This window comes from Eudoraea chungangensis (assembly GCF_029360665.1).
Lineage (GTDB): Bacteria > Bacteroidota > Bacteroidia > Flavobacteriales > Flavobacteriaceae > Eudoraea > Eudoraea chungangensis.
This window is the reverse complement of record NZ_JARDUB010000003.1, coordinates 684,007-705,640: the sequence shown is the minus strand read 5'-3', so window position 1 is coordinate 705,640 and position 21,634 is coordinate 684,007. Positions and strand designations below refer to the sequence as shown.

The following is a 21,634-nucleotide window of genomic DNA, read 5'->3' as shown; positions in this document are numbered from 1 at the left end:
CGCTACTGCTCTTATACTAACCGTTGTAGCCAATTTGAACAACAGCATTTTATGAAAAATAATCGAACATTTTTAGTAACATTTTTAACAATATTAATCATTATGGCAGGATGTAAATCTGATAGGTCTGAACTAGATAAAATGGTTGAATTCGGGCAAAAATATACCGATGCTTGGAACAGTAACGTGCCTGAAAAAATGGCTTCATTTTACGCAGAGGATGGAACACTATCTGTAAATAACGGAACACCAGCAGTCGGAAGAAAACAATTAGCGGAAACTGCTAAATCCTATATGGATGCATTTCCTGATTTGGAATTAACGATGGATAGTCTGACAAAGGGAAATGGGACTTATCGATATTACTGGACTTTTAAAGGGACTAATTCTGGACCAAACGGAACCGGAAATAAAGTGGATTTCAGCGGATTTGAAGAATGGACTATGAATGACCAAGGACTAGTTCAAAAATCAATCGGAACTTACGATGCGGAAGAATATGAAAAACAGTTGAATGGTTATTAAAAAAACTGGCTACAACAATGGCTATAATTCATTGTGGCAGAAAGCTAAAACAAAGTTAAATTTATAAATCAAACAGCTGGATTTCGGCGGAATAATCCTGCGGATGATTCCACAACGAAATCATAGCCGAGACCGTTGTAACCAATTAAACCAATAATAATAATGAAACAGATAAATCTAAATATTGCGAGGACTCTATTAATAATTGGATTAATTGTTGGACTCAAAAGTTGGTGGCAAACTTTCTCTCATATTGGAGATGAAAGTTATATTCTTATTCCAGAATTCACAAAAGGAAAATATCACGCTTGGTATCATGCATTCAGAGAGGCGGTTGGAGATTTATCTGCAATGCTTATTCTTTTGGTCCTATTTTTCGGAAAGAAAAGTTGGAGGACTCCTAACTCTTGGTGGATAGGATTAATTCTTATAATTGGATATTATGCTCCTTTTTGGATTGGAACGCCTTTCGTTCCAGAATTAGCTGCTCCACATATGACAGCAGAAATGATTCACCTTGGAATGGCAATACCTCCAATAATTGGATTGTTTTTGGCTAAAAAATATTTCTTTAACGGAATATGATAACTGGTTACAACAATGTGTATAAGTAATAGCGATTTAAGTAATAAAGCGAAAGTATAAGTATAAAACAAAGTTCAGTGCAAAACCGAAAAATTAGTGAGTACAAATCCGCTACTACTCATACACAAGACCGTTGGCAGTAATGCTAAACAACCGCAGAAAGACGTAATAATTAATAACAGGAAAGTTAAAAACTGAATAGAGTAAGCGAAAAAAATAAATTATTAAAAATGAAACGGATCATTCTAAATGCTACTATTATACTCGCCCTTATTTTCACGGCTTGTAACAATCAAAATAAATCTGAATCAGAAGGTCATAAACCTGAACTAGAAGAACAAAAAGTAGATTCTGGCAAAGAGCAAATGACCAATGAGATACCAAGTTATATCTCCATTTTTGAAATTCCAGCAACGGATATTTCACGAGCAGTAAATTTTTATCAAGCAATATTGGGCATTAACATGGAGAAAATGGAATTCTCAGGAATAGAAATGGGATTGTTTCCATATGAAGGACAAATGGTAACAGGAGTCATAATGAAAGGAGAGGGATACCAACCTTCAGCAGATGGAGTAACTATATACCTGAATGGTGGAGACAACCTTCAGGTAATTCTTGATAAAGTTGAGAAAAATGGTGGGAAAATCATCGTCCCAAAAACTGCCCACGCAGATGAAAGCGGATTTTTTGCTTTGTTTTTAGATACAGAAGGAAATAAACTAGGTCTAAACTCACCAAACTAAAAGGAATAAAAAGCGAACGCACAACAAGTTATAAAAGCAATAGCGGTTCGGGTGCAAACTCGATCCGTTTTTGTATTTAATTCAGTATTTTACTATCCGAAAGGTAGTAGCTTTTAGTCCGCTACAGCTCTTATACTGACGTTAGCTGCAATTAATAAATCGAGTAATGAAAGTTTTACCTAAAGAAATAAATAACAATTATGAAGGCAGAAAAATAGCATTATACCTTTTCTATCTTCTTACAGTAATGACTGTAGCAAGAAGCCTAATCCACATATTTGCACCTGATGGAGGAGCTCAGAGCATTGCGACCATTCCTTTAAGCAGCTATTCTCCAGAAGCCGCAAATGTTGTCATTCACATTTTTGCAGAATGGGGTCTGACCCAATTGCTGTTTGGCATTTTATACGCCATTGTGTTATGGAAATATAAAAGTCTAATTCCGTTAATGTATTTATTCATTTTAACAGAATACACCGGCAGGCTTTTTCTAACGTTCTATAAACCTATCATCTTAGAAGGCACTGCTCCTGGCGGAATAGGAAATTACATCATGATTCCTGTGGGGCTTCTTATGTTAGTTCTTTCACTTCAAAAGTCTAAAGCAGTTGAACTATGAAATACACAATATTAATCGCTTTCTCAATTCTTTCACACTGCGTTTTTGGTCAATCTAACCTTAATGGAGCTTGGGATACAGGGGAAGACAATACAATTATTGAAATTACAGAAATTGACGGCAAAACTACTGGTAAGATAAAATCATCAGATAACTCTAAAGCCAAAATTGGCAATGTCATTTTAAAGGAGGTAAATAAGAATGGAAGGATTTGGGTAGGCAAAATCTATGCGGCTAAAAGGCAAGAGTGGTACGATGCTGAAATAACTCAAAAAGGTGATGTTCTTGAAATTAAAATAAACGTAGGATTCTTTAGCAAAACCGTTGAGTGGAAGAAAACTTAAAATTTCACTCCATACCCAATTTATCTAAAGCATAATATTAATTTGAAGAATTGGTAAATTAAAAAAGCAGCTAACACTGTATAAAATGCATTAAAGCGCATTTTATACTCACCGTTATACACAATTGGAAAAGTGTAACATTTTCAAAATGTATTAATCTTTCATTTAAATTTTAATTAAACCAAAAAATGAAAAATATTTTAATATTCTTTTTAGTAGTGGGAGCAGCATCACTAATATCTTGCAACAATGAATTAAAGACAGATAATGGTAAAAAAATTGAAAAAATAAGCATTTCAAACACCTATAAAAAACCGCAATTTATTAACGATCATCGACTAAAAAAGATAAAAGCAATAATACCCGAATTACAACAAATATTTGACGAGCATGCAACAAATGAGAGAATACCGGGAATTGCCTATGGCATAGTTATAGACGATTCGTTGGTTTTAGGCTCTACAACTGGAGTATCTCAAATTGAAAATAAAATACCTGTTTCTACTAATACATCTTTTAGAATTGCTTCTATGACAAAAAGTTTTACAGCAATGGCTATTATCAAGCTAAGGGATGAAGGAAGGTTGTCATTAAGTGATCCAGTTATTAATTACATCCCCGAAATGGAAAATTTAGAATATCTAACTGAAGATTCACCAATAATTAATATAGAAAATTTACTGACTATGACTGCGGGATTTCCAGAAGATAACCCGTGGGGTGATAGACAACTTGCACTATCGACTAAAGCTTTTTTAGAAGTTGTTTCTAAAGGATTATCATTATCTAAAGTTTCTTCATATCAATATGAATATAGTAACACAGGCTATGCCCTACTTGGTCATATTGTTACTAGAGTTTCAGGAACTCCGTATCAAGAATATATCAAAGAAAACATTTTAGATCCTTTAGGAATGAAAAACACATATTGGGAATACGCAAATGTTCCAAAAGAACAACTGGCAAGCGGCTATAGATGGGAAGATGGAAAATGGAAAAAAGAACCTCTGCTTCATGATGGAGCTTATGGGGCGATGGGTGGGCTGCTAACCTCAATTGAGGATTTTAGTAAATATGTGAGTTTTCACTTAGCTGCATGGCCTGCAAGAAGTGAAGAAGAAAAAGGCCCGATAAAGCGTAGCAGTTTAAGGGAAATGCATACGCCTAAATACAATTTTTTAAACTCTTGGGATAGAGACTGGAATAATGAACCGTGTGCAAGTATGATTGGGTATGGGTATGGATTAGGAATTTCTATAGATTGTAAACGAATTGTAAGAGTTTCTCATGGAGGTGCTTTACCAGGTTTTGGAAGTAATTATGCATTTTTTCCAGAGTATGGAATTGGGATCATGGCTTTTGGAAATTTAACTTATAAAACACCTATCCCTTATGATAAATTAGAAAAAATTCTCTTTGAAAGACTGGATTTACAATCCCGTAAACTGCCTGCTTCGGATATTTTGGAGCAAAAAAAAGAAGAAATTATTAACCTTATTTCAAATGGAAAAGTCAGCTTAGATAAAAATATTTTTGCAGAAAACTTTTTTATGGACATATCAAAAGAAAGACGAATAAAAGAATTTCAAAAAATATTAGATAAAGCAGGCGCTATCAAAAATATTCAAAACATAGTTCCTAGAAACCAATTGCGAGGTGATTTTACGATACAATGTGTAAATGGTAATATCAAAGTATTTTTTACTCTTACGCCAGAAAAAGCAGCAATGATTCAAAAATTGGATATATCTTTTAAGTTGAATGAAGACTAAAGATTTATTATCTAATAAATGATAAATGTGTATAACAAAGTATAAACTGCATTAAAACGCAGTTTATACAGACCGTTGTGCTCTATTAAACCAAATTTTATGAAAACAAAAATTATAATAACTCTGGCTTTACCGATTTTGTTCTTTGCAGGTTTAATTATTGGACAAAATGGTGGAACCGATAATAAAGAAACAGGTGAAATTATTGGTCTTAATCATGTGGGTATAAGGGTGGCTGACTTTGATAAAGCTTCAAAATTTTATGAAGATACAATGGGTTTTCCTATGATTTACAAATTTCATAATGACACTGGCCAACTCTTGTTTGCATATTTTCAGATAAACAAGTCAACATTTATAGAGTTAATGCTATCCGATGATGAGCATCCTGAAGGCATAGACCACTTTGGCCTAGAAACGCACAATAATGAAGCAATTGTTAGTGAATTCCACAACAAGGGAATTGAATGTACAAAATCAATAGTTAGTCCATTTACGAAAGTTAATATTGCACATGCAAAAGACCTAAACGGAGTATATTTTGAAATTATCGAAGCAACTGATGGTTCTGATTTACGTCGTGTAATGGATAATTGGAAAGAATAAAAAACAGAGCACAACAATGTATAACCGCAATTTACTCACTAATGCTTATTGATATAGGAGTTCGTCAGTCGCTGCGCTCTAGTCGGCGGATTCGACTACGTCCGAATCCACACGGAATTACTGACGTCTGTGCTAAACCGAAAATTAACGCATATTACCCGTTAGGCACAATATGAACAAAACTTTGAGACATATATTATCAATTGGAATTTTGACTTTATTTCTGACGCAGATTGGATTTAGTCAATCAATTCAAAAATTTGTCGATTCGAAAATCAAAGTTGATAGTCTTAATGTTCCGATTGATTTAAAACAACCTTACTTTCCTAAAGAAATGTTTCCTGAAGTTAGTACTGATTGGGTTAAGGAAAGTGACTCAAGCTATACAATTAAAACAAAAGTCATAGAAGGAACTTATGACGAGTTTGTTGTGAATTGGTATTCAAAACATCTTCACGCAATGAAAGAACCTTTGTTGTTTAACAGAAAAATTGACAAAGAAATTTATCGTTTTACTTGGTTAAGGACTTTTGACAAACCAATGGCTTTTAGAATTGAAAAAAGAAATGACAGATATATTCTTTATTGGAAAGTGCTAAATGGTGCTGGTGGATATGAACCTGGAGAAATAGAAATTGAACGACTGAAAATACTAACTGAAAAAGAATGGACTGAATTTATCCAACTTATCGAAAAAGCGGATTTTTGGAATATGGATTTAGGTCGTAGCTCAATTGGAACAGATGGTTCTGAATGGATTATGGAAGGTGTAAATCAGACGAATTATAGAGTTGTAAGTGTTTGGTCACCAAGTAAAGGAAATTTTTATAACGCTTGTAATTATCTAATTTCCTTAACGAATTTGAAAATATCGGAAAAGAAAAAATATTAAAATACTGTGCCTAACACCGTATATAATTTATTGCTAGCGCTAGAGGGTTAAGTTTATGAAAGCTCCTACAGAATCAGTATCTTACTCGGAATAAAACGAACATGCGGCCTCCGCGCACGGCTGAATCGCACGCTTGTTAACACAAGCTTCCCTTCGCCTTCGGCGAACTAATCACGCGCCAAGCCTGCCGCCACACCGCTACAAATCATACACAAACCGTTAGGCTCAATTAAAAAAAGGATATATGAAACGATTTTTATTATTACTTATACTGGGTATTTCATCTCAAAGTACAATAGCTCAACTTGTTTCATCCGATTATTCAAAAATTGACAAAATAGTAAAACAGCTCTACTCTGAAGGTAAAATCCATGGAGGTGTTCTGATAGCACAAGGGGAAAACGTCATATATCAAAATGCTTTTGGAATGGCTGATAGGGATCTCGAGATTCCGAATTCAACTAACACCAGATTCATCATCAATAGCATGGGGAAAATGTTTACAGCTGTTTTGACCTTACAATTAGTCGAAGAGGATTCCATTGCTTTAACTGATCCTATTTCAAAGCACCTCCCATGGTTTCAACATCCTAGAGCTGACGATATAACAATCCATCATTTATTGGCTCATCGATCTGGTTTAAAGGGTTATTTTATGGAGCAAATTCAAGGTAATCTTGAGTTTTTCATATCCCAGAAAGACGTATTAAATAAAATGACTACGCTTGAACTAAACTTTGAGCCTGGTAATGGATATGACTACAGTAACACAGGATATCTTTTACTTGGCGAAATAATTATGAAATATCGAAAAGCAGATTACTATGATATTCAAAAGGAAAGAATATTTGATTCTCTTGGTATGAAAAGTAGCTATAATTCAACTTCAATTTATGGCCCTGGTTCGCCAGTGTACTACCTTGAAGATGGCACTCCTGCAACACCTTTTCCTCATAGTAATTATAAAGGTGATGGAGGAACAAAATCGACACTCCAAGATTTACACAAGTTCATGTTGGCAGTCGGAACCGATAAGCTTTTAAAACCAGAAAGTTGGGAGTTAATGTTCAAAAAACATTCTCTCCCAGAGGAAGCCTTAAGGAAGTGGGGACCTCATTTTGAGCCTTACGGTTACGGTTGTAGTGTTATGAATTTACCTTACAAAGGAGTGAAAAACGAACTAGCAATTGGTCATGGTGGAGCGGGATATGGTTCATCGGATTTCATGTTAAAGTTTGTTGAGAGTAACCGTATAATTATTCTTTGGCATAACGAATCTTTACGTGCACTTCCACCTGAACTCTTAACTGAACTGGCAAAACTCTAAAAGAGCCTAACAATGTATATAAGCCATTAAATACGGCTTATATTCCACACCGTTGTATGCCATGCGCAAAATGACCAATGATAGTCTCTAAATGATGAAAAGAAGAAACAATCTAACTACCAGAAGAAATTAAATATGGAAAGAAGAAATTTTATAAAGAACACTCTGGCTTTTGGAGCTGTCCTTTCTGTACCTTTACCCTTTACTACAAGGCTTTTTGCGTCAACTCTCCCTTCTGATTTAACCGATCTTAGCGCTTCTGAACTATCAATTGCAATAAGGACAAAACAAGCTAGTTGTGTTGAAGTGATGCAGGCCTACTTGAAGCGTATCCATCGTTATAATCCTATATACAATGCCATTGTAAGTATGGTTGATGATAATGAGTTGTTAATGAAGGCTCGCGAAGCAGACTTAGCTTTGGCCAAAAATGAATATTGGGGATGGATGCATGGTATGCCGCATGCAGTAAAAGACTTGACACCAGTAAAGGGTCTTATTTATACAGATGGTTCACCAATGTTTGCCAAGCGGACAGCAGAAGAAGACGGAGCTATAGTAGCAAAAATTCGTAATCAAGGCGCAATCTTTATTGGGAAAACCAATGCACCTGAATTTGGCTTGGGTTCACAAACATACAATCCAGTGTTCGGAACGACAGGAAGTGCCTACAATCCAGAACTAACATCAGGGGGCAGTAGTGGCGGTGGTGCGTGTGGTTTAGCTACTCACATGTTGCCTGTCGCAGATGGCGGTGATATGATGGGTTCTCTAAGAAATCCAGCAGCATATAATAATGCAATCGGTTTTAGACCAAGCACTAATGTTGTAATGGACGAAGGAGATGCTAATCACCGACTTCTTTGGACTTCAGGACCAATGGGTAGAGATGCCAGGGATACTATTAGATTGCTAAACACGATTGCTCTCAACCCTGTCTTTGATGAGTTAAATCCATTAAATTTTGAAAGTATAAAAATTGGCTGGATGGGCAACTTAGATAATTATTTGCCAATGGAACCTGGGATTATCGAATTATGTGAAGCGAGTTTAGCAAAAATAGTAGACGCTGGAGGAAAAGTTGAATCAATGCAAACCAACTTCATACTATCAGATATATGGGAGAGCTGGACTATTCTTCGTCATCATAGACGTTTAAATATGTTGAGCTACTACCATGATCCGATAACACGAGATCTACTCAAACCAGAATTAATCTGGGAAATTGAACAAGGTCTAAGTTTTAATGAGAAAGATATAGCAAGGGCAAATATTATTCGTTCTAATTGGTATGTCGAATTAGATAGTTTGTTCGATAGATTTGACTTTTTAGTCTTACCCACAGCACAAGTATTTCCGTTTCCAAATAACATTCACTGGCCTAAAAAGATTAATGGACAAGAGATGGATACTTACCATCGTTGGATGGAAGTAGTCATTTTGGGCAGCCTTGGTGGTATACCAGTAGTTAACGTCCCTGTAGGATTCGATTCTAAAGGAAGGCCAATGGGCATGCAAATCATGGGTAAATTTGGAGATGATAAAAGGGTATTACAGTTTGCACTAGCGTATGAAAAAATAACCGATTATTTAAGTGCGAGACCAAACCTGATTGCTGTTGATGATTAGAAATTTTAAAAACTCGGCATATAACAAAACCTATACGCAATGCCCTTCGGGACACTGCGCATAGCCAAAACGTTAGTGTCAAACAGCACTTTATGAAAAAATATATTTTAATAATAGTTCTAGCCTTGTTATTCAATTCATGCAAGCATGAAGAAATTATAGAAATAAAAGTTAGGCAAGGCACGATAATTAATGATATAACTATTATATCTGCCAACAATGAAAAAGTAGACAGTTTATTAGGTTTTGTGGTAATTGATGGAGAAAAGATTGTATATGCAAATAAGAAAAAACCATTATTGTCTGGAAATTTTAAAGAAAAAAATGGAGAAGGTAAGTTTATTATAACGGGTTTGATGGATTCGCATGTTCACCTCGCTAACACAGCAGGATTTAACGAGGAACTCAAAAAAAAATATCCAAAATTAGTAGAGAACTACTTTAAGCAATTACCTAAAAGTTATTTATACCATGGATTTACCACCCTCGTAGATGTGAATAATTATAATCCTGGATTGGTATCTAAAATTAAAAACAGCCCTCTCCATCCAGATATTTACACTTGTGCTAATCAGGTACAGGTAATGAATGATTTTGAAATGGAGATGGAAGAATCTTCCCTTGAAAGTCGTTATCAATCGCAATTTTTGTATGATAAATACAATAAAGAAATATCTTTTCCAGACAGTATGGATCTTTCAAAACATACTCCAGAAATGATTCTCTCAAGAATTATTAAACAGGAGGGTGTTGGTGTAAAAATAGTTTATGAAGATGAAGCATCAGGTCTAATAGTAAGTTGGGCTAAACCAAGTACGAATATTATAAAAGATTTAGTCTTTGAAGCAAAAAAACAAAACTTGCCAGTCCTTATTCATGCTCCTTCGATAGAGGGTCATCAGGTGGGCTTAGAAACTGGTGTTGAGGTGTTTGCACATGGAATGTGGAATTGGACTACCAATTTTGCAGAGGAGTTTAATAATTTAGAACTAACACAACAGCACAAGGATGTACTTTCGGAAATAGCTCAAAAACAAATAGCTTATCAATTAACTTTTAGAACTATTACTGGTGAAGAAGACTTGATTAAGGGGACACTTAGTTCCGATAAAAATTTATCTCATGTGTTTCCGGGAACCGTTTTGAATTTACTAAAAACTAATGAAGGTAATTGGGGTAGAAATAAAATTTTAGGACGTGGTGCTTATTTAAAAAGAACGAACCCCACTTTTTACAATGCTATGAGAAGTAATCATTCTGAAGATGTTGAAATGTGGTTAGCTGTTTATGAATTATACAATTCTAGATTGAATACTGTTGCGAAATATCTGTCTGAAAAAAATGCTAATTTTATTTTCGGTTCAGATACACCAGCAATGAATATGTTTACAAACCCTCCTGGATACAATGGTTTTCTTGAAATGAAACACATGTTTGATGCCGGAATTTCTTTAGAAAAAATTTTTAGATCCACCACTTACAATAATGCAAAAGCGTTCCACTTAGAAATATTATATGGAGGAGTAGAAAAGGGAAAAAAGGCCAATTTACTTATTTTAAAATCTAATCCCCTGAAATACATAAATGCTTATAATGACATTGAAACGGTAATCATTGGTGGAAAATTTATTCCGAGGGAGGAATTATCAGCCACTAACAACGTATATAAAAAATAGTGCTTTAAGCACATACAAGAAAGTGAAAATATAAAATAACGGTCAGTTATAACCTGAATAGTTAGTGCTTAAACTGCGCTACTTTTCATATCCTAGCCGTTGTAGCACATTAAATTGAGATAAATGAGTTTAAAAATCATTGGAGCTGGATTTGGAAGAACAGGAACATTATCTACTCAACATGCTTTGAATGAGCTTGGCTACTCTTGTTATCATATGAAAGAGATAACAAAAAAAGCCAACGAGGAACACTTAGACTTCTGGGTTAAAGTAGCCGAAACGTCTGAAAATGCACCACATGAATGGAATAAAGTATTTCAAAATTATTCAGCAACCATAGACTACCCAAGTAGCTGTGTTTGGAAAGAGTTGATGGAAGCAAATCCTGATGCTAAAGTTTTATTAACCCTGCATCCTGGTGGACCTGAAGCTTGGTATAAAAGTACTGTCGATACAATTTATGGAATGTCTAAAATGTGGGAAAGCAAATTACTATCATCTTTCATTCCTCCATTAAGGAAGATGACAAAAATGACTTCAAAGTTAATTTGGGGGCGATTCCTTAAAGGAACAATGGATAACAAACAGCGCGCTATAAACCGCTACAATGAACACATAAATGAAGTAACTAATCTTGTCCCATCTGAAAAGTTATTAGTTTATTCAGTTAATCAAGGATGGGAACCATTATGTAAATTCTTAGGATTAGAAGTACCAAAAACTGACTTCCCAAAGGTCAACGACAAGGAAGAAATGAAAAAAATGATACGACTAATGTCTATAATTACTAGAGCTGCAATTGTAATAATAGTCCTATTTGTAATTTATTTAATTTGGCGAATAGTATAAAAACGTGGTACAACAACGGCTATAATTTAGCTTGTCCTCTGATACACTCCGAATTTTCTTACTTTTAACCGGCTCGATTTCGATACTTGAAAATTCTTCACGAATTTCCAAGCCGAAATAATAGCCTTACTGTTATATGGCATTTGAAAAAATGAAACAAGCGATAACCATTTTAGTAATATTGACCATCTTTTTGTCGTGTAAAAATCATAAGAAATATATGGAACAGAATTTGGCGGAATTCAAAATAATAGGAATTACAATCGAAACAACTAACGAAGGCGGACAATCAGTTGAGGATATGGGCAAACTTTGGGGACAATTCTACTCAGATGGAATTTCGGAGAAAATACCCAATAAAGTATCTGAAGAAATTTATTCTATTTATACTGACTATGAAACTGATTATACTGGAAAAATCAGAGCCATAATCGGACAGAAAGTAAAATCTTTGGATGAAATTCCAGATGGACTTATCGGACGAGAATTTAAGGGTGGAAAATATATCAAGCTCGTGGCAAAGGGAGAAATACCAGACGCAATTGTGGACGTGTGGAAAAAAGTCTGGAAAGAAGATAAAAAACTAAAACGTAGGTATACGGCAGACTTTGAGGTTTACGGAGCGAAATCGCAAAACGGAACAGATTCAGAAGTTGACGTGTTTATTGCGACGGAATAAAAACACCATATAACAAAAACTATACACAATACGGGTTTGACTGATTAAGGTATAAACCCGGAATATCAATGAACACCGCCAAATCTTTTGGATTTGGCATTAAATAAAAAAATAAATCAAAACAAAAAGCTTTGGCTAAGTGCCAAAAAGGAAAGTAATAGCTAGTTTGCTCCCTTACTGCTCAAACACAAACCGTTGTGCTTAATTATAATCAACCATTAACCAATGATAAAATTCTACCGGAAAATTAGACAAAACTTACTAATGGAAAACAAAACTGGAAAGTATCTGAAATATGCAATTGGTGAAATTATTCTTGTTGTAATTGGGATTTTAATTGCATTACAAATTAATAATTGGAATGAATATAGAAAAGATAGAATTCGAGAACAAGCCATTTTAAAAAATCTTCAAATAGACTTTCAAACTAATATTAAAAATGTTAATGATGCTTCTAGCAATTTTATGGTAGCGTACGAAGCTTCCGCCGATTTACTGGAAATTACAGAATTGGCTCAACAAAATGGAGTAAAGGTATTAGCAGGAACTGACGCACTTGATCGCAATGTATATTATGGCATAAGTATTCACGAAGAGTTACAGGAAATGGTGAAGGCAGGTTTGAGCAACGCAGAAGCTCTGAAAACGGCGACTTTATACCCTGTTGAATATTATAACATCAACAACGATTACGGAAGTATTGAGGCAGGGAAAATAGCCGATTTCATTATGCTTGATAAAGATCCATTGGTAAATATTGAACATACTCAAACTATTAGGCGAGTACATTATAATGGCAGACTATACAATAGTGCGGACTTAGAACAAATGAAGTTGTTCGTAAAAAACCAGGCAAAAAGTTTCGGCATTACCTGTAAGTTCATTTGGAACATGATAAAAAGAAACTAACCTGACAAAGAAAAGTTTGGAGGTGAATTCAGCCGCTAAAAAGCATTAAGCTCCATCGGCTTACAGAGTTGCTTGCACAGAGCAATGAGAATAAATACTTTTGAGATATTAGAAAAACTAAGCCGACAGAGCTTAGTTAGACGTTGTAAAACATAGCTCAAAACAAGAACCCTACTAAATGCCCATCCTGAATAATGAAATTATTAAAACTATTTGGATTATTATTACTGATTACAAGCCAATTTACTATAGCACAGAATGATGAGACTGTTCTTTCGGAACAGCAAATTCTTAAACAGCAATCTGATAGATTTTCTGCTATGATTGACGCTGATATTGTGAAACTTGAAAGCTTACTTGCTGACGATCTAACTTATGGACATACAAAGGGTTCGACTGAAACAAAAACTGGATTTATTAAAACTGTAAAGACTAAAAGAATAGATTATTTATCATTTATTCCAAGAGAGGTAAACGTTCGTATTTATGAAAATACTGCCGTCCTAACTGGGTTCATTGATGTTAAAGTCATCTATAAAAATGAAGAGATGACATTCACAACTAGATTTTTGGAAGTTCAGCGGAAAGTAAATGAAAACTGGTTATTAGCCGCTTGGCAACCTGTGAAATATATTCAAAACTGAATTTATTAAAAATTTAACCAAAGAGAGATTATCCATGTTTAAAACTACGTTTTACAACAATGTATAACCGTAATTTCTTTGTAACTAGATGGTTAAGCGAATTTAATTTCTTACAAACTTCACGTTCATCGGAATAAAATGTAACTTTATACTCAGTAACTGACAGTTATACTATACTGTTGTGAGTAATTTAATTAAGTATGAAAATACAAGCCTTGCATAAATTTCATAATACCGATTTTTCAAGAGATTGGACAGAAAAATTCAAGCCCACTCAGCACAGAATCAGACTATTTGAAACAATTTTAAAACAAATAGAAGATGATGACAGCAAACAGGTGCCAGTACTTGAATTGGGAATAGGACCTGGCTTTTTAGCAAGTTATTTACTGAATAGACTACCTCAAATTACCTATGAAGGTTTGGACTTTTCCAAATCAATGTTGGGAATAGCTAAGAAAAGAACTGAAGTATACAATGATAGAATTGATTTTATTCAGGCCGATTTAATAAATGAGGCTTGGAATAAGAAAATAAAAATGGCTCCAAAAGTGATTGTGTCAACATGGGCATTGCATGATTTATTTGAAAAGAAGAATATATTAAATGTCTATAGAACAGCGTATGAAATATTGCCCGTTGGAGGACTCTTATTAAATGGTGATTTCATTAAACCAGAGGAATCTGACTATGAATACGAGGGAGGACGTATAAAACCAAGTGAACACTTGAAACTACTTCGCATAGCTGGATTCCGAGACCCCTGGTGTATTGAAGAATTTGAAAAGTCCGTTGACAATCCGACAACATCTAACAATTATGCTTGCTTTAAAGCAAAAAAATAAAAGTAACTGCTACTAATAGTGGGTACAATCCATTCCTGCTTTCTTCTAAATATAAAACATTACTTTTAAATGCATGATTCCTAAAGGGGACAATTCCTGCGGAATTTTCGACAACGGAATCATAGCCGAAACGTTGTAGTGCATAGGAGAAATACGAATAAAAAAATGAATGCTAAACCGAAAAGAAGCTTAAATTGAAAATATGAGGAAATTCCTAAATATGTATACAATCTATTACACATTTATTTTTGTCGTTACTTTGAGCAGTTGCGCTACTATCAATTCAAACACAGAAAACATGAAAAAATATAAAGATGATGAACTAATTTTTGCAATGAGTGTGAATAGACATAACATTGCTAATCCTCAATACAATTATGAATTAACTGTTTTTGGTAATGGAATAATTTTGAGAAAAGGGGGTGTTTATAAACGAGATTATCCAGCTAAAGCCTCAAAAGAAATACTAGATTCAATTGTTAGGATGAGTATGGAAATAAGCTCTTATAATTATACGCCTAGACCATTTGCGGAGGATAGTTCAACATCTAGTCTAACAGTTTATGGACACCCTACACCTATAGATTATAGAAGTGTAGAAAATGAAGGTATAACTAAATTGCTCAATTATGTTGATTCCGTTATTATATTACCCGTTAATTAATAAAATCAATTTTTTTTATTCTAATTGATATGTATCATAAATAATTAACTAGAAAGAACTTACAAGAATTAAAACGCACTACAACAATGACTACAATTAATATGGGCTGTTGCGCTCAACCCAAAGTTTGGATATATTTATAAAATCCGCAAAAACTTTTGGATCTGACTTTTAAACAGAAAAAATAAAAACAGACAAAAAGATTCGGCTAACCGACTAAGCAGAAACAAAACTGCCCTTTTATTCCCGTACTAATTATAGCCGAGACGAGACCGTTGTAATTAATTAAAGCACAGAATATATAACCTGTTCATTTGAATTTATCTGATTACGTAAAAAGAAGAAATGGTGTGCCTTTGGGTAACAGCGATTCACTTCGTAATATGTTGAGCCGTTCTCTGGGAGCGGGAAAGTTTTCGATATTTTGGCAATACTGGAATCCAATCTGGGGATTCTATCTGGGAAAATATATATTTAAACCGCTTAAACTCATCTTACCCAATGCATTATCACTGATAATCACTTTTGTCGTCTGTGGATTTATCCATGACCTGGCTATCATGTTACTAAAATGGAAATTTATCCTATTCCTAACTCCATGGTTTTTATTTATGGGCCTTGGTGTGATTTTAAGTACCTATGCGAAACTTGATTACTCAAAATTTCCATGGATAATAAGAGCTTGTATAAACATAGCTATCATATTAGGTTGTTTATTTCTAGCTTACCAAATAAGAATCTAAAAATAAAGTGGAGTTGCTGCAATGAATATTCTAATTACAACAAAGCACAAAATTTATAACTCGCGGATTTCCTAAACGAAAATCACGCGCAAAAAGCTATCTTTAGGGTCGGCTTAATTGTCCTTCGGACGAATCACGGTAACGAACCTTAGTCTGCCGTTAGCCACAAGATAAAATATCATTATGCAATACGACAGAGATTTACAGTCAGAACACAAAGAAGTATTTCTTCAAGCAAGAGATTTTCTCTTATCCTTTGAAGGAATCGTAGAAACCAAAAAAGAGAGAATTACGACTTATTCGAATAAAAAAGGAGGGATTTGTCATATGCGAACAATGCCTTATGGAATTGATTTTGGATTTTTAAAAGGTGCAAAAATGGAAGACAGTTTAGGGCTTCTAAAAGGCAATGGAAAAGCTATAAGAGTTTTGCCACAAAGAGAATTGAATAAGAAAGCAGTGGAATATTACATAAAACAGGCAATCGAAATAAACTCTGAAAAATAAGTGACCTACAATGAAATTATAGATTCTCTTTATGATTTGAAAGATGCCGAAAAGGTTGTTTTCAAAGAGAAAAAATTCGGAATAATATCAAATAACTCTTTAGGTATTTACCATAAGGAGTTGAAAATGATAGCAAAAGAAATTGGACAAAATAATCAGCTTGCCCTACAACTATTTGATAGCGGAATTTATGAAGCACGGCTTTTGTGTAGCAAAATGTTTAAACCCAAAGATGTTACTGAGCCGCTAATGGAAAAATGGGTTAAGACCTTTGAGAATTGGGAAATTTGCGACAGTTTCAGTATGGGACTCTTTTCAAAAAGTAAATTTGCTCTTGACAAAATAATGGAATGGACTGAAAGAGATTCCGAATTTGAAAAAAGAGCTGGATTTGCAATTATGGCTTCTTATTGTATGGCAGATAAAACGTCAGAGAACGAATTATTTGAACAATTTTTTCCAATTATCAAACGAGAAGTTAATGACGAAAGACTATATGTCAAAAAAGCTGTGAACTGGGCTTTGAGGAATATAGGCAAACGAAATATTGACCTTAATGAGAGAGCAATAGAAGTTACAAAAGAAATATTGGAATTTGAGAGTAAATCTGCACAATGGATTGCAAAAAATGCACTGAGCGAATTGCAAAAAGAACATTTAAGAATGTCGGACTATCCTAGAAATATATATAGAAATCCAGTGGCTAACAAGGTGTTTGAGGAATAGCGGTTTAAGTAATAAAAAGAACGTATGAACATAAAACCAAGGTCCGTGTAAAACTGACAAGTAGTTAGTAAAATCCGCTATTCCCCATACACAATGCGTTAGCAAAAATTTGAACCACATATGAAAAACACAGTAATTATAATCGGAATATTGATTTCTACCTCAGTTCTAGGACAAACTAAAACAGACAAATATGCAGCAGATGTAGTGTCAATAGATGCAATTATAACTGCATACTATGATGTTGTTTCTGGTTCAAGTGATGATCCCTGGGAATTTGAAAGAGATAAAAACATTCATTCAAAAAATGCTTTTATAACTCGACTCGATGAAAATGGAGAAGCTGACACACATACTCTTGAAGCGGAATATATACCGATAGGATTAGCACCGAAAGAGGATTTCTATGAAAAAGAATTGAAAAGAAAAGTCAGCAAATATGGAAATATTGCGCAAGTTTGGAGCGCTTTTGAAATACGAACTGACCCAGACGTTGAATCTAAAATTAAAGGACTGAACAGTATTCAACTGCATTATGAAAATGAAAGATGGTGGATAGATAGTTGGACTTGCGAAATGGAATCTGAAAAAAGTCTAGTAGTGAAAGAATTTATAGCGAATGAATAAAAAACCTTTGCTAACAATGTATAAGCGTGATTTACCCACTAATGCTTATTGATAAAGGAGTTCGTTAGTAGTTGCGGTCTAGTCGGCGGATTCGACTATCCTGAGTAATCGGGACAGGCTGTAGGAATCCACTCGGAAGTACTAAGGTCTGTGATAAACCGAAAATAATTGCTAATTTAACCCATAACTGACGGTTATACTATGCCCTTCACGACATTTAAATATTCCATGAAAAATACTTTAACTCTTATTATAGGACTTTGTATTTTGCTTAGTTGTACAAGTCGAAATGATAGAAGCCTCAAAGCTGAATCCACTTACACCATTTATTCTGGAGGAGAAATAATTACAATGGATGAAACTAAGCAAAGTGCTACCGAAGCTGTAGTTACACAAGATGAGACTATTGTTTTTGTTGGTACCAAATCCGAAGCAAAAAAAATATACCCCAATGCAACGTCTGTAGACTTAGCTAATAATGTTATGGTACCGGGCTTTGTAGACAATCATTTACACATGGGCTTAGGTGCTATTTTATTACCGCTCCACTGGGTTACTCCAGAAGATTGGGATTTACCAAATGACCGTAAAATAAAAGCCACCATAGGAAAGGAAGAATTTCTAAAAGAAGTACAATTACTTACAGATCAGTTCTCTTCCAGTAACGAGGCCCTTCAAATCTTTGGATATAGTCAATATTTTCATGGAACCATCTACAAAGAAGATTTGGATAATATATCCACTACTGTTCCTATTAATATTTTTCATCGATCATTTCATGAAAACATTTTCAATTCTGCTGCACTTGACTTTTATGGCTACAACAGAGAAAATATGAATGACCCGCAAGCAGACTTTGATAAGGGAATTGTACTTGAAAACTTTCAACAACTTGACTTTTTATATCAGCGATGGTTGCCAAAATTTTCGATAAATGAATGGAAATCAGGGATAAAGCAGGTCAATGAATTGTTACTTAAAAATGGAATTACTACGATTCATGGTCCTGGTGCATTTTTGGGTGCAACAAAAGAACAAATTGATGCGACTTACGAATTGTTTTCAACCGCATCGGCTCGAAGCTATTTTAGTTATGACGTACGTCCTACATTTTATGAAAAAGGATTTGACGCTACTCTAGACTACATAGCTCAGAATTCTGAAAGAGATAATAAACATATTATCTATCAAACTGATCAAATCAAACTCTTTATTGATGGCGGGATGTTTGGCCAACAAATGATGCTTTCTGAACCATATTTAGATGGCCATGAAGGTGAGTACATTACTGAGCCAAAGGTTTTATATGAACTTTGGAAGCCTTTTTGGCAAAACAACATCGATGTACACATTCATGTTAATGGAGATCAAGGAGTTGATGACTTATTAAGCATTATAGAGCGGTTACAAAATGATTTTCCTAGAGCAAGTCACAGAACCGTATTTGAACACTTTGGAGTTTCTAGAGTAGAGCAGTCTGAAAAAATGGCTAAACTTGGAATTATTGCATCTGTTAATCCATACTATAATCGTGCATTAGGAGAAAAATTTACAAAAAATGGAGTTGGCCCAGAAAGTAGATCTCATTATTTTTCAAGGTCCGGAACCCTTGCCAAAAACGGTATAAGGTTCAGTTTACATTCCGATTTTCCAATGGCACCTCCGTCTCCACTCTTCCTAATGTGGTGTGCGGTAAACAGACTCGGCGTTAGTGGGCAAACTTTAGGACCAGAGGAAAAAATAAGTCCTTACCAAGCTCTCAAAGCCGTTACAATAGATGCTGCCTACGCTATTAAACAGGAGGCAAATATAGGATCTATAGAGGTTGGTAAAAAAGCCGATTTTACAATTTTGGAACAAAATCCATTAAAAATTGATCCATTATCAATTAAAGACATTAAAGTACATTCCGTAGTATTTGATGGTAAATTCTATAAAAATAAAAACAGTCGCTAACAAAGCCATAATCCATGGCTAGCCGTTTAAAGATTCTTCGAGAAATCCTATCGAATTTCTACTGCGCAGTGCTCTTTTTACTAACTTAGGTGTCATTAGCCGAAGGTTCGTAGCCGAGAGCGTTAGCATTCATAGCCTAGAACTTAATCACCACAATTTCATGAAATCTCAAATTCTAACGCTTACCATTGGAATCTTAATAGGACTTTCAGCGATGTATGGGTTCAATACGTTTACAAAAACATCAGTTTCTGCTTTCCAAGAACTTCCTGAAGAATTCTATACTATACTCTATCAGAATGACAATGTAAGAATCATCGAACATGTATTAGAACCTGGTGAAATCGAGCCAATGCATAATCACCCACCGATGTATGTATATGTTATGGAAGGCGCCAAGATTTTAAGGCATGGGCCAGATGGGAGTAGAAAAGAACAACAACCAACAATAGCGCAGAAAATTGAACTAACCAATCCTATATCTCATTCATTGTAGAATATTGGTAAATCCACACTTAGAACTCTTATCGTAGAATTTAAAGATAACTAGTGCTTCACTAGACTACGACTGACTGAAAGAAAACGAAATACCAACATTATGTATAAAGGCAGGTGTTGCTATCCTATCGGAATATCTTGGGATCACCTTGCCCGTTCGGTCTACCGGCTAGGTTGGCGTTGATGGAATTTAACTGCGGAAAATTTGGGAGGAATTGACTTTCAGAGAGCAGCGGCATCTACAGATTTGTGCGCTCCGGCAGACTTCACTACCTTAACCAATATATACCATGGGAGGCACAGCCTCATACACAGACCGTTGTAGGTAATATGAAAAAGGAAATTCCACATATCCAATTTAATCCTTCTACGAACAAAAATTTTGGATTTGAAATTCTTCCAATTGAAAAAATTGCTAGAAAAAAAGAAAAGTACAATCACAATCCTGAATTACCTCACCAACTCAAATTCTATAATTTAATTTTTTTTACCAGTGGTTTTGGTAGACATTTTATTGATTTTAATTGGTTTCCTGTTCAGGAAAATACTTTAGTTTATCTTACAAAGGAGCAAGTTAATGCATTTGATTTTTCAAAAAATTTAAATGGCTTTTGTATTATATTCACAGAAGAATATTTTGTTAAATGCTTTTCTAACCTTTCTAAAGATTTTGTCTTTAGATTATTCAACCCACAATTATTTTCACCAATTCTTCAAATTCCGAAACATTCGGATTTCAAAACTTATTTCAATCTTCTACTACAAGAATTTAATAACACAGAGTCATTCAATCAGAAAACAATTATTGAATCTTTATTTGTAATTCTTATTTCAAAAGCCGAAGATTTAAAAAAAAGTCAAACTTTTCATATAACAGATTCTTCAAAAATTAAAATCTTTCAAAAATTCACATCTTTAATTGAATCCAATCTATCAAAAAGCAGAAGTGCTGATTTCTACGCTAAAGAGTTAACTATCACCTATAAGCACTTAAACACAATCTGCAAAGAATTAGTTAATAAAACAGCCAAAGCCGTCATTGACGATTTTGTAATTCTACAAGCAAAAAGAAATCTAATTAATTCAAACCTAAAAATTACAGAACTAGCGTATAAATTAGGTTTTGAAGACCCGACAAATTTTTCAAAATATTTTAAGAAGCATACGAGTTTAACCCCAAATTCATTTATTAAATCAACATATAAATAGAACTGGTTCGACTTTAACCATTATTATTCCATTTTTAATCTTCCATGTACGTAAGAG

23 protein-coding genes are annotated in these 21,634 nt (G+C 34.3%); all 23 read left to right on the top strand.

The features are described from left to right. Nucleotides 1-102 precede the first annotated feature (102 nt). Nucleotides 103-525 (top strand): ester cyclase, encoded by a 423-nt coding sequence (locus PXG98_RS10015; protein ID WP_276390743.1) that lies wholly within the window; start codon nt 103-105, stop codon nt 523-525. Nucleotides 526-687: 162 nt separating this feature from the next. Next, complete coding sequence (locus PXG98_RS10010; RefSeq protein ID WP_276390742.1) at nt 688-1,110, top strand: hypothetical protein; 423 nt, start codon at nt 688-690, stop codon at nt 1,108-1,110. A gap of 230 nt (nt 1,111-1,340) precedes the next feature. Continuing rightward, a complete protein-coding gene (locus PXG98_RS10005) occupies nt 1,341-1,856 on the top strand; it encodes a VOC family protein (protein WP_276390741.1) in 516 nt (171 codons plus the stop codon). Between the two features lie 166 nt (nt 1,857-2,022). After that, nucleotides 2,023-2,475, top strand: coding sequence for a hypothetical protein (locus PXG98_RS10000; RefSeq protein WP_276390740.1), 453 nt, complete (start codon nt 2,023-2,025; stop codon nt 2,473-2,475). Beyond that, nucleotides 2,472-2,819, top strand: a complete 348-nt coding sequence (locus tag PXG98_RS09995; RefSeq protein ID WP_276390739.1) for a DUF2147 domain-containing protein — start codon at nt 2,472-2,474, stop codon at nt 2,817-2,819. The genes PXG98_RS10000 and PXG98_RS09995 overlap by 4 nt, the downstream gene beginning before the upstream one ends. 188 nt (nt 2,820-3,007) lie before the next feature. Continuing rightward, nucleotides 3,008-4,591, top strand: a complete 1,584-nt coding sequence (locus PXG98_RS09990) for a serine hydrolase domain-containing protein (RefSeq protein ID WP_276390737.1) — start codon at nt 3,008-3,010, stop codon at nt 4,589-4,591. Nucleotides 4,592-4,690: 99 nt separating this feature from the next. Further along, nucleotides 4,691-5,197 carry a VOC family protein gene (locus tag PXG98_RS09985; RefSeq protein WP_276390736.1) on the top strand — a complete coding sequence of 169 codons (507 nt, stop codon included), beginning with the start codon at nt 4,691-4,693 and terminating at the stop codon, nt 5,195-5,197. Between the two features lie 184 nt (nt 5,198-5,381). Further along, nucleotides 5,382-6,089, top strand: coding sequence for a hypothetical protein (locus tag PXG98_RS09980; protein ID WP_276390734.1), 708 nt, complete (start codon nt 5,382-5,384; stop codon nt 6,087-6,089). A 244-nt stretch (nt 6,090-6,333) separates the two neighbouring features. Then, nucleotides 6,334-7,416 carry a serine hydrolase domain-containing protein gene (locus PXG98_RS09975; RefSeq protein WP_276390732.1) on the top strand — a complete coding sequence of 361 codons (1,083 nt, stop codon included), beginning with the start codon at nt 6,334-6,336 and terminating at the stop codon, nt 7,414-7,416. 135 nt (nt 7,417-7,551) lie between these two features. Further along, nucleotides 7,552-9,045 carry an amidase gene (locus tag PXG98_RS09970; protein ID WP_276390730.1) on the top strand — a complete coding sequence of 498 codons (1,494 nt, stop codon included), beginning with the start codon at nt 7,552-7,554 and terminating at the stop codon, nt 9,043-9,045. A 92-nt stretch (nt 9,046-9,137) separates the two neighbouring features. After that, nucleotides 9,138-10,721 carry an amidohydrolase family protein gene (locus tag PXG98_RS09965; RefSeq protein WP_276390729.1) on the top strand — a complete coding sequence of 528 codons (1,584 nt, stop codon included), beginning with the start codon at nt 9,138-9,140 and terminating at the stop codon, nt 10,719-10,721. Between the two features lie 123 nt (nt 10,722-10,844). Beyond that, nucleotides 10,845-11,570 (top strand): sulfotransferase family protein, encoded by a 726-nt coding sequence (locus PXG98_RS09960; protein ID WP_276390727.1) that lies wholly within the window; start codon nt 10,845-10,847, stop codon nt 11,568-11,570. A gap of 220 nt (nt 11,571-11,790) precedes the next feature. Continuing rightward, a complete protein-coding gene (locus tag PXG98_RS09955; protein WP_276390795.1) occupies nt 11,791-12,249 on the top strand; it encodes a GyrI-like domain-containing protein in 459 nt (152 codons plus the stop codon). Nucleotides 12,250-12,513: 264 nt separating this feature from the next. Then, a complete protein-coding gene (locus PXG98_RS09950; RefSeq protein WP_276390725.1) occupies nt 12,514-13,158 on the top strand; it encodes an amidohydrolase family protein in 645 nt (214 codons plus the stop codon). A gap of 194 nt (nt 13,159-13,352) precedes the next feature. Then, nucleotides 13,353-13,802: a nuclear transport factor 2 family protein gene (locus PXG98_RS09945; protein ID WP_276390723.1), complete on the top strand. Its 450-nt coding sequence runs from the start codon at nt 13,353-13,355 to the stop codon at nt 13,800-13,802. 200 nt (nt 13,803-14,002) lie between these two features. Continuing rightward, the gene (locus tag PXG98_RS09940) at nt 14,003-14,647 is read left to right on the top strand and encodes a class I SAM-dependent methyltransferase (RefSeq protein WP_276390721.1); all 645 of its coding nucleotides are present in this window, start codon (nt 14,003-14,005) and stop codon (nt 14,645-14,647) included. Nucleotides 14,648-14,945: 298 nt separating this feature from the next. Further along, on the top strand, nt 14,946-15,311 hold the full coding sequence (locus PXG98_RS09935) for a hypothetical protein (protein ID WP_276390720.1): 366 nt from the start codon (nt 14,946-14,948) through the stop codon (nt 15,309-15,311). Between the two features lie 926 nt (nt 15,312-16,237). Beyond that, nucleotides 16,238-16,561: a hypothetical protein gene (locus tag PXG98_RS09930; protein ID WP_276390718.1), complete on the top strand. Its 324-nt coding sequence runs from the start codon at nt 16,238-16,240 to the stop codon at nt 16,559-16,561. Further along, nucleotides 16,562-17,287 carry a DNA alkylation repair protein gene (locus PXG98_RS09925; RefSeq protein WP_276390716.1) on the top strand — a complete coding sequence of 242 codons (726 nt, stop codon included), beginning with the start codon at nt 16,562-16,564 and terminating at the stop codon, nt 17,285-17,287. A gap of 120 nt (nt 17,288-17,407) precedes the next feature. Next, nucleotides 17,408-17,914, top strand: coding sequence for a hypothetical protein (locus tag PXG98_RS09920; RefSeq protein ID WP_276390714.1), 507 nt, complete (start codon nt 17,408-17,410; stop codon nt 17,912-17,914). Nucleotides 17,915-18,142: 228 nt separating this feature from the next. Next, the gene (locus PXG98_RS09915; RefSeq protein WP_276390713.1) at nt 18,143-19,870 is read left to right on the top strand and encodes an amidohydrolase; all 1,728 of its coding nucleotides are present in this window, start codon (nt 18,143-18,145) and stop codon (nt 19,868-19,870) included. A gap of 160 nt (nt 19,871-20,030) precedes the next feature. Beyond that, nucleotides 20,031-20,366, top strand: a complete 336-nt coding sequence (locus tag PXG98_RS09910) for a hypothetical protein (RefSeq protein ID WP_276390712.1) — start codon at nt 20,031-20,033, stop codon at nt 20,364-20,366. Between the two features lie 332 nt (nt 20,367-20,698). Next, entirely contained in the window at nt 20,699-21,577 is an 879-nt protein-coding gene (locus PXG98_RS09905; protein ID WP_276390711.1) for a helix-turn-helix domain-containing protein, read from the top strand. Nucleotides 21,578-21,634: the final 57 nt, after the last annotated feature.

Coding starts and splice junctions, on each gene's coding strand:
- PXG98_RS09965 (WP_276390729.1), top strand. CDS start 9,138: ATGAAAAAATATATTTTAATAATAGTTCTAGCCTTGTTATTCAATTCA.
- PXG98_RS10000 (WP_276390740.1), top strand. CDS start 2,023: ATGAAAGTTTTACCTAAAGAAATAAATAACAATTATGAAGGCAGAAAA.
- PXG98_RS09935 (WP_276390720.1), top strand. CDS start 14,946: ATGAAAAAATATAAAGATGATGAACTAATTTTTGCAATGAGTGTGAAT.
- PXG98_RS09960 (WP_276390727.1), top strand. CDS start 10,845: ATGAGTTTAAAAATCATTGGAGCTGGATTTGGAAGAACAGGAACATTA.
- PXG98_RS09985 (WP_276390736.1), top strand. CDS start 4,691: ATGAAAACAAAAATTATAATAACTCTGGCTTTACCGATTTTGTTCTTT.
- PXG98_RS09905 (WP_276390711.1), top strand. CDS start 20,699: ATGAAAAAGGAAATTCCACATATCCAATTTAATCCTTCTACGAACAAA.
- PXG98_RS09955 (WP_276390795.1), top strand. CDS start 11,791: ATGGAACAGAATTTGGCGGAATTCAAAATAATAGGAATTACAATCGAA.
- PXG98_RS09945 (WP_276390723.1), top strand. CDS start 13,353: ATGAAATTATTAAAACTATTTGGATTATTATTACTGATTACAAGCCAA.
- PXG98_RS10010 (WP_276390742.1), top strand. CDS start 688: ATGAAACAGATAAATCTAAATATTGCGAGGACTCTATTAATAATTGGA.
- PXG98_RS09995 (WP_276390739.1), top strand. CDS start 2,472: ATGAAATACACAATATTAATCGCTTTCTCAATTCTTTCACACTGCGTT.
- PXG98_RS09970 (WP_276390730.1), top strand. CDS start 7,552: ATGGAAAGAAGAAATTTTATAAAGAACACTCTGGCTTTTGGAGCTGTC.
- PXG98_RS09930 (WP_276390718.1), top strand. CDS start 16,238: ATGCAATACGACAGAGATTTACAGTCAGAACACAAAGAAGTATTTCTT.
- PXG98_RS09975 (WP_276390732.1), top strand. CDS start 6,334: ATGAAACGATTTTTATTATTACTTATACTGGGTATTTCATCTCAAAGT.
- PXG98_RS09940 (WP_276390721.1), top strand. CDS start 14,003: ATGAAAATACAAGCCTTGCATAAATTTCATAATACCGATTTTTCAAGA.
- PXG98_RS09910 (WP_276390712.1), top strand. CDS start 20,031: ATGAAATCTCAAATTCTAACGCTTACCATTGGAATCTTAATAGGACTT.
- PXG98_RS10005 (WP_276390741.1), top strand. CDS start 1,341: ATGAAACGGATCATTCTAAATGCTACTATTATACTCGCCCTTATTTTC.
- PXG98_RS10015 (WP_276390743.1), top strand. CDS start 103: ATGGCAGGATGTAAATCTGATAGGTCTGAACTAGATAAAATGGTTGAA.
- PXG98_RS09915 (WP_276390713.1), top strand. CDS start 18,143: ATGAAAAATACTTTAACTCTTATTATAGGACTTTGTATTTTGCTTAGT.
- PXG98_RS09920 (WP_276390714.1), top strand. CDS start 17,408: ATGAAAAACACAGTAATTATAATCGGAATATTGATTTCTACCTCAGTT.
- PXG98_RS09990 (WP_276390737.1), top strand. CDS start 3,008: ATGAAAAATATTTTAATATTCTTTTTAGTAGTGGGAGCAGCATCACTA.
- PXG98_RS09950 (WP_276390725.1), top strand. CDS start 12,514: ATGGAAAACAAAACTGGAAAGTATCTGAAATATGCAATTGGTGAAATT.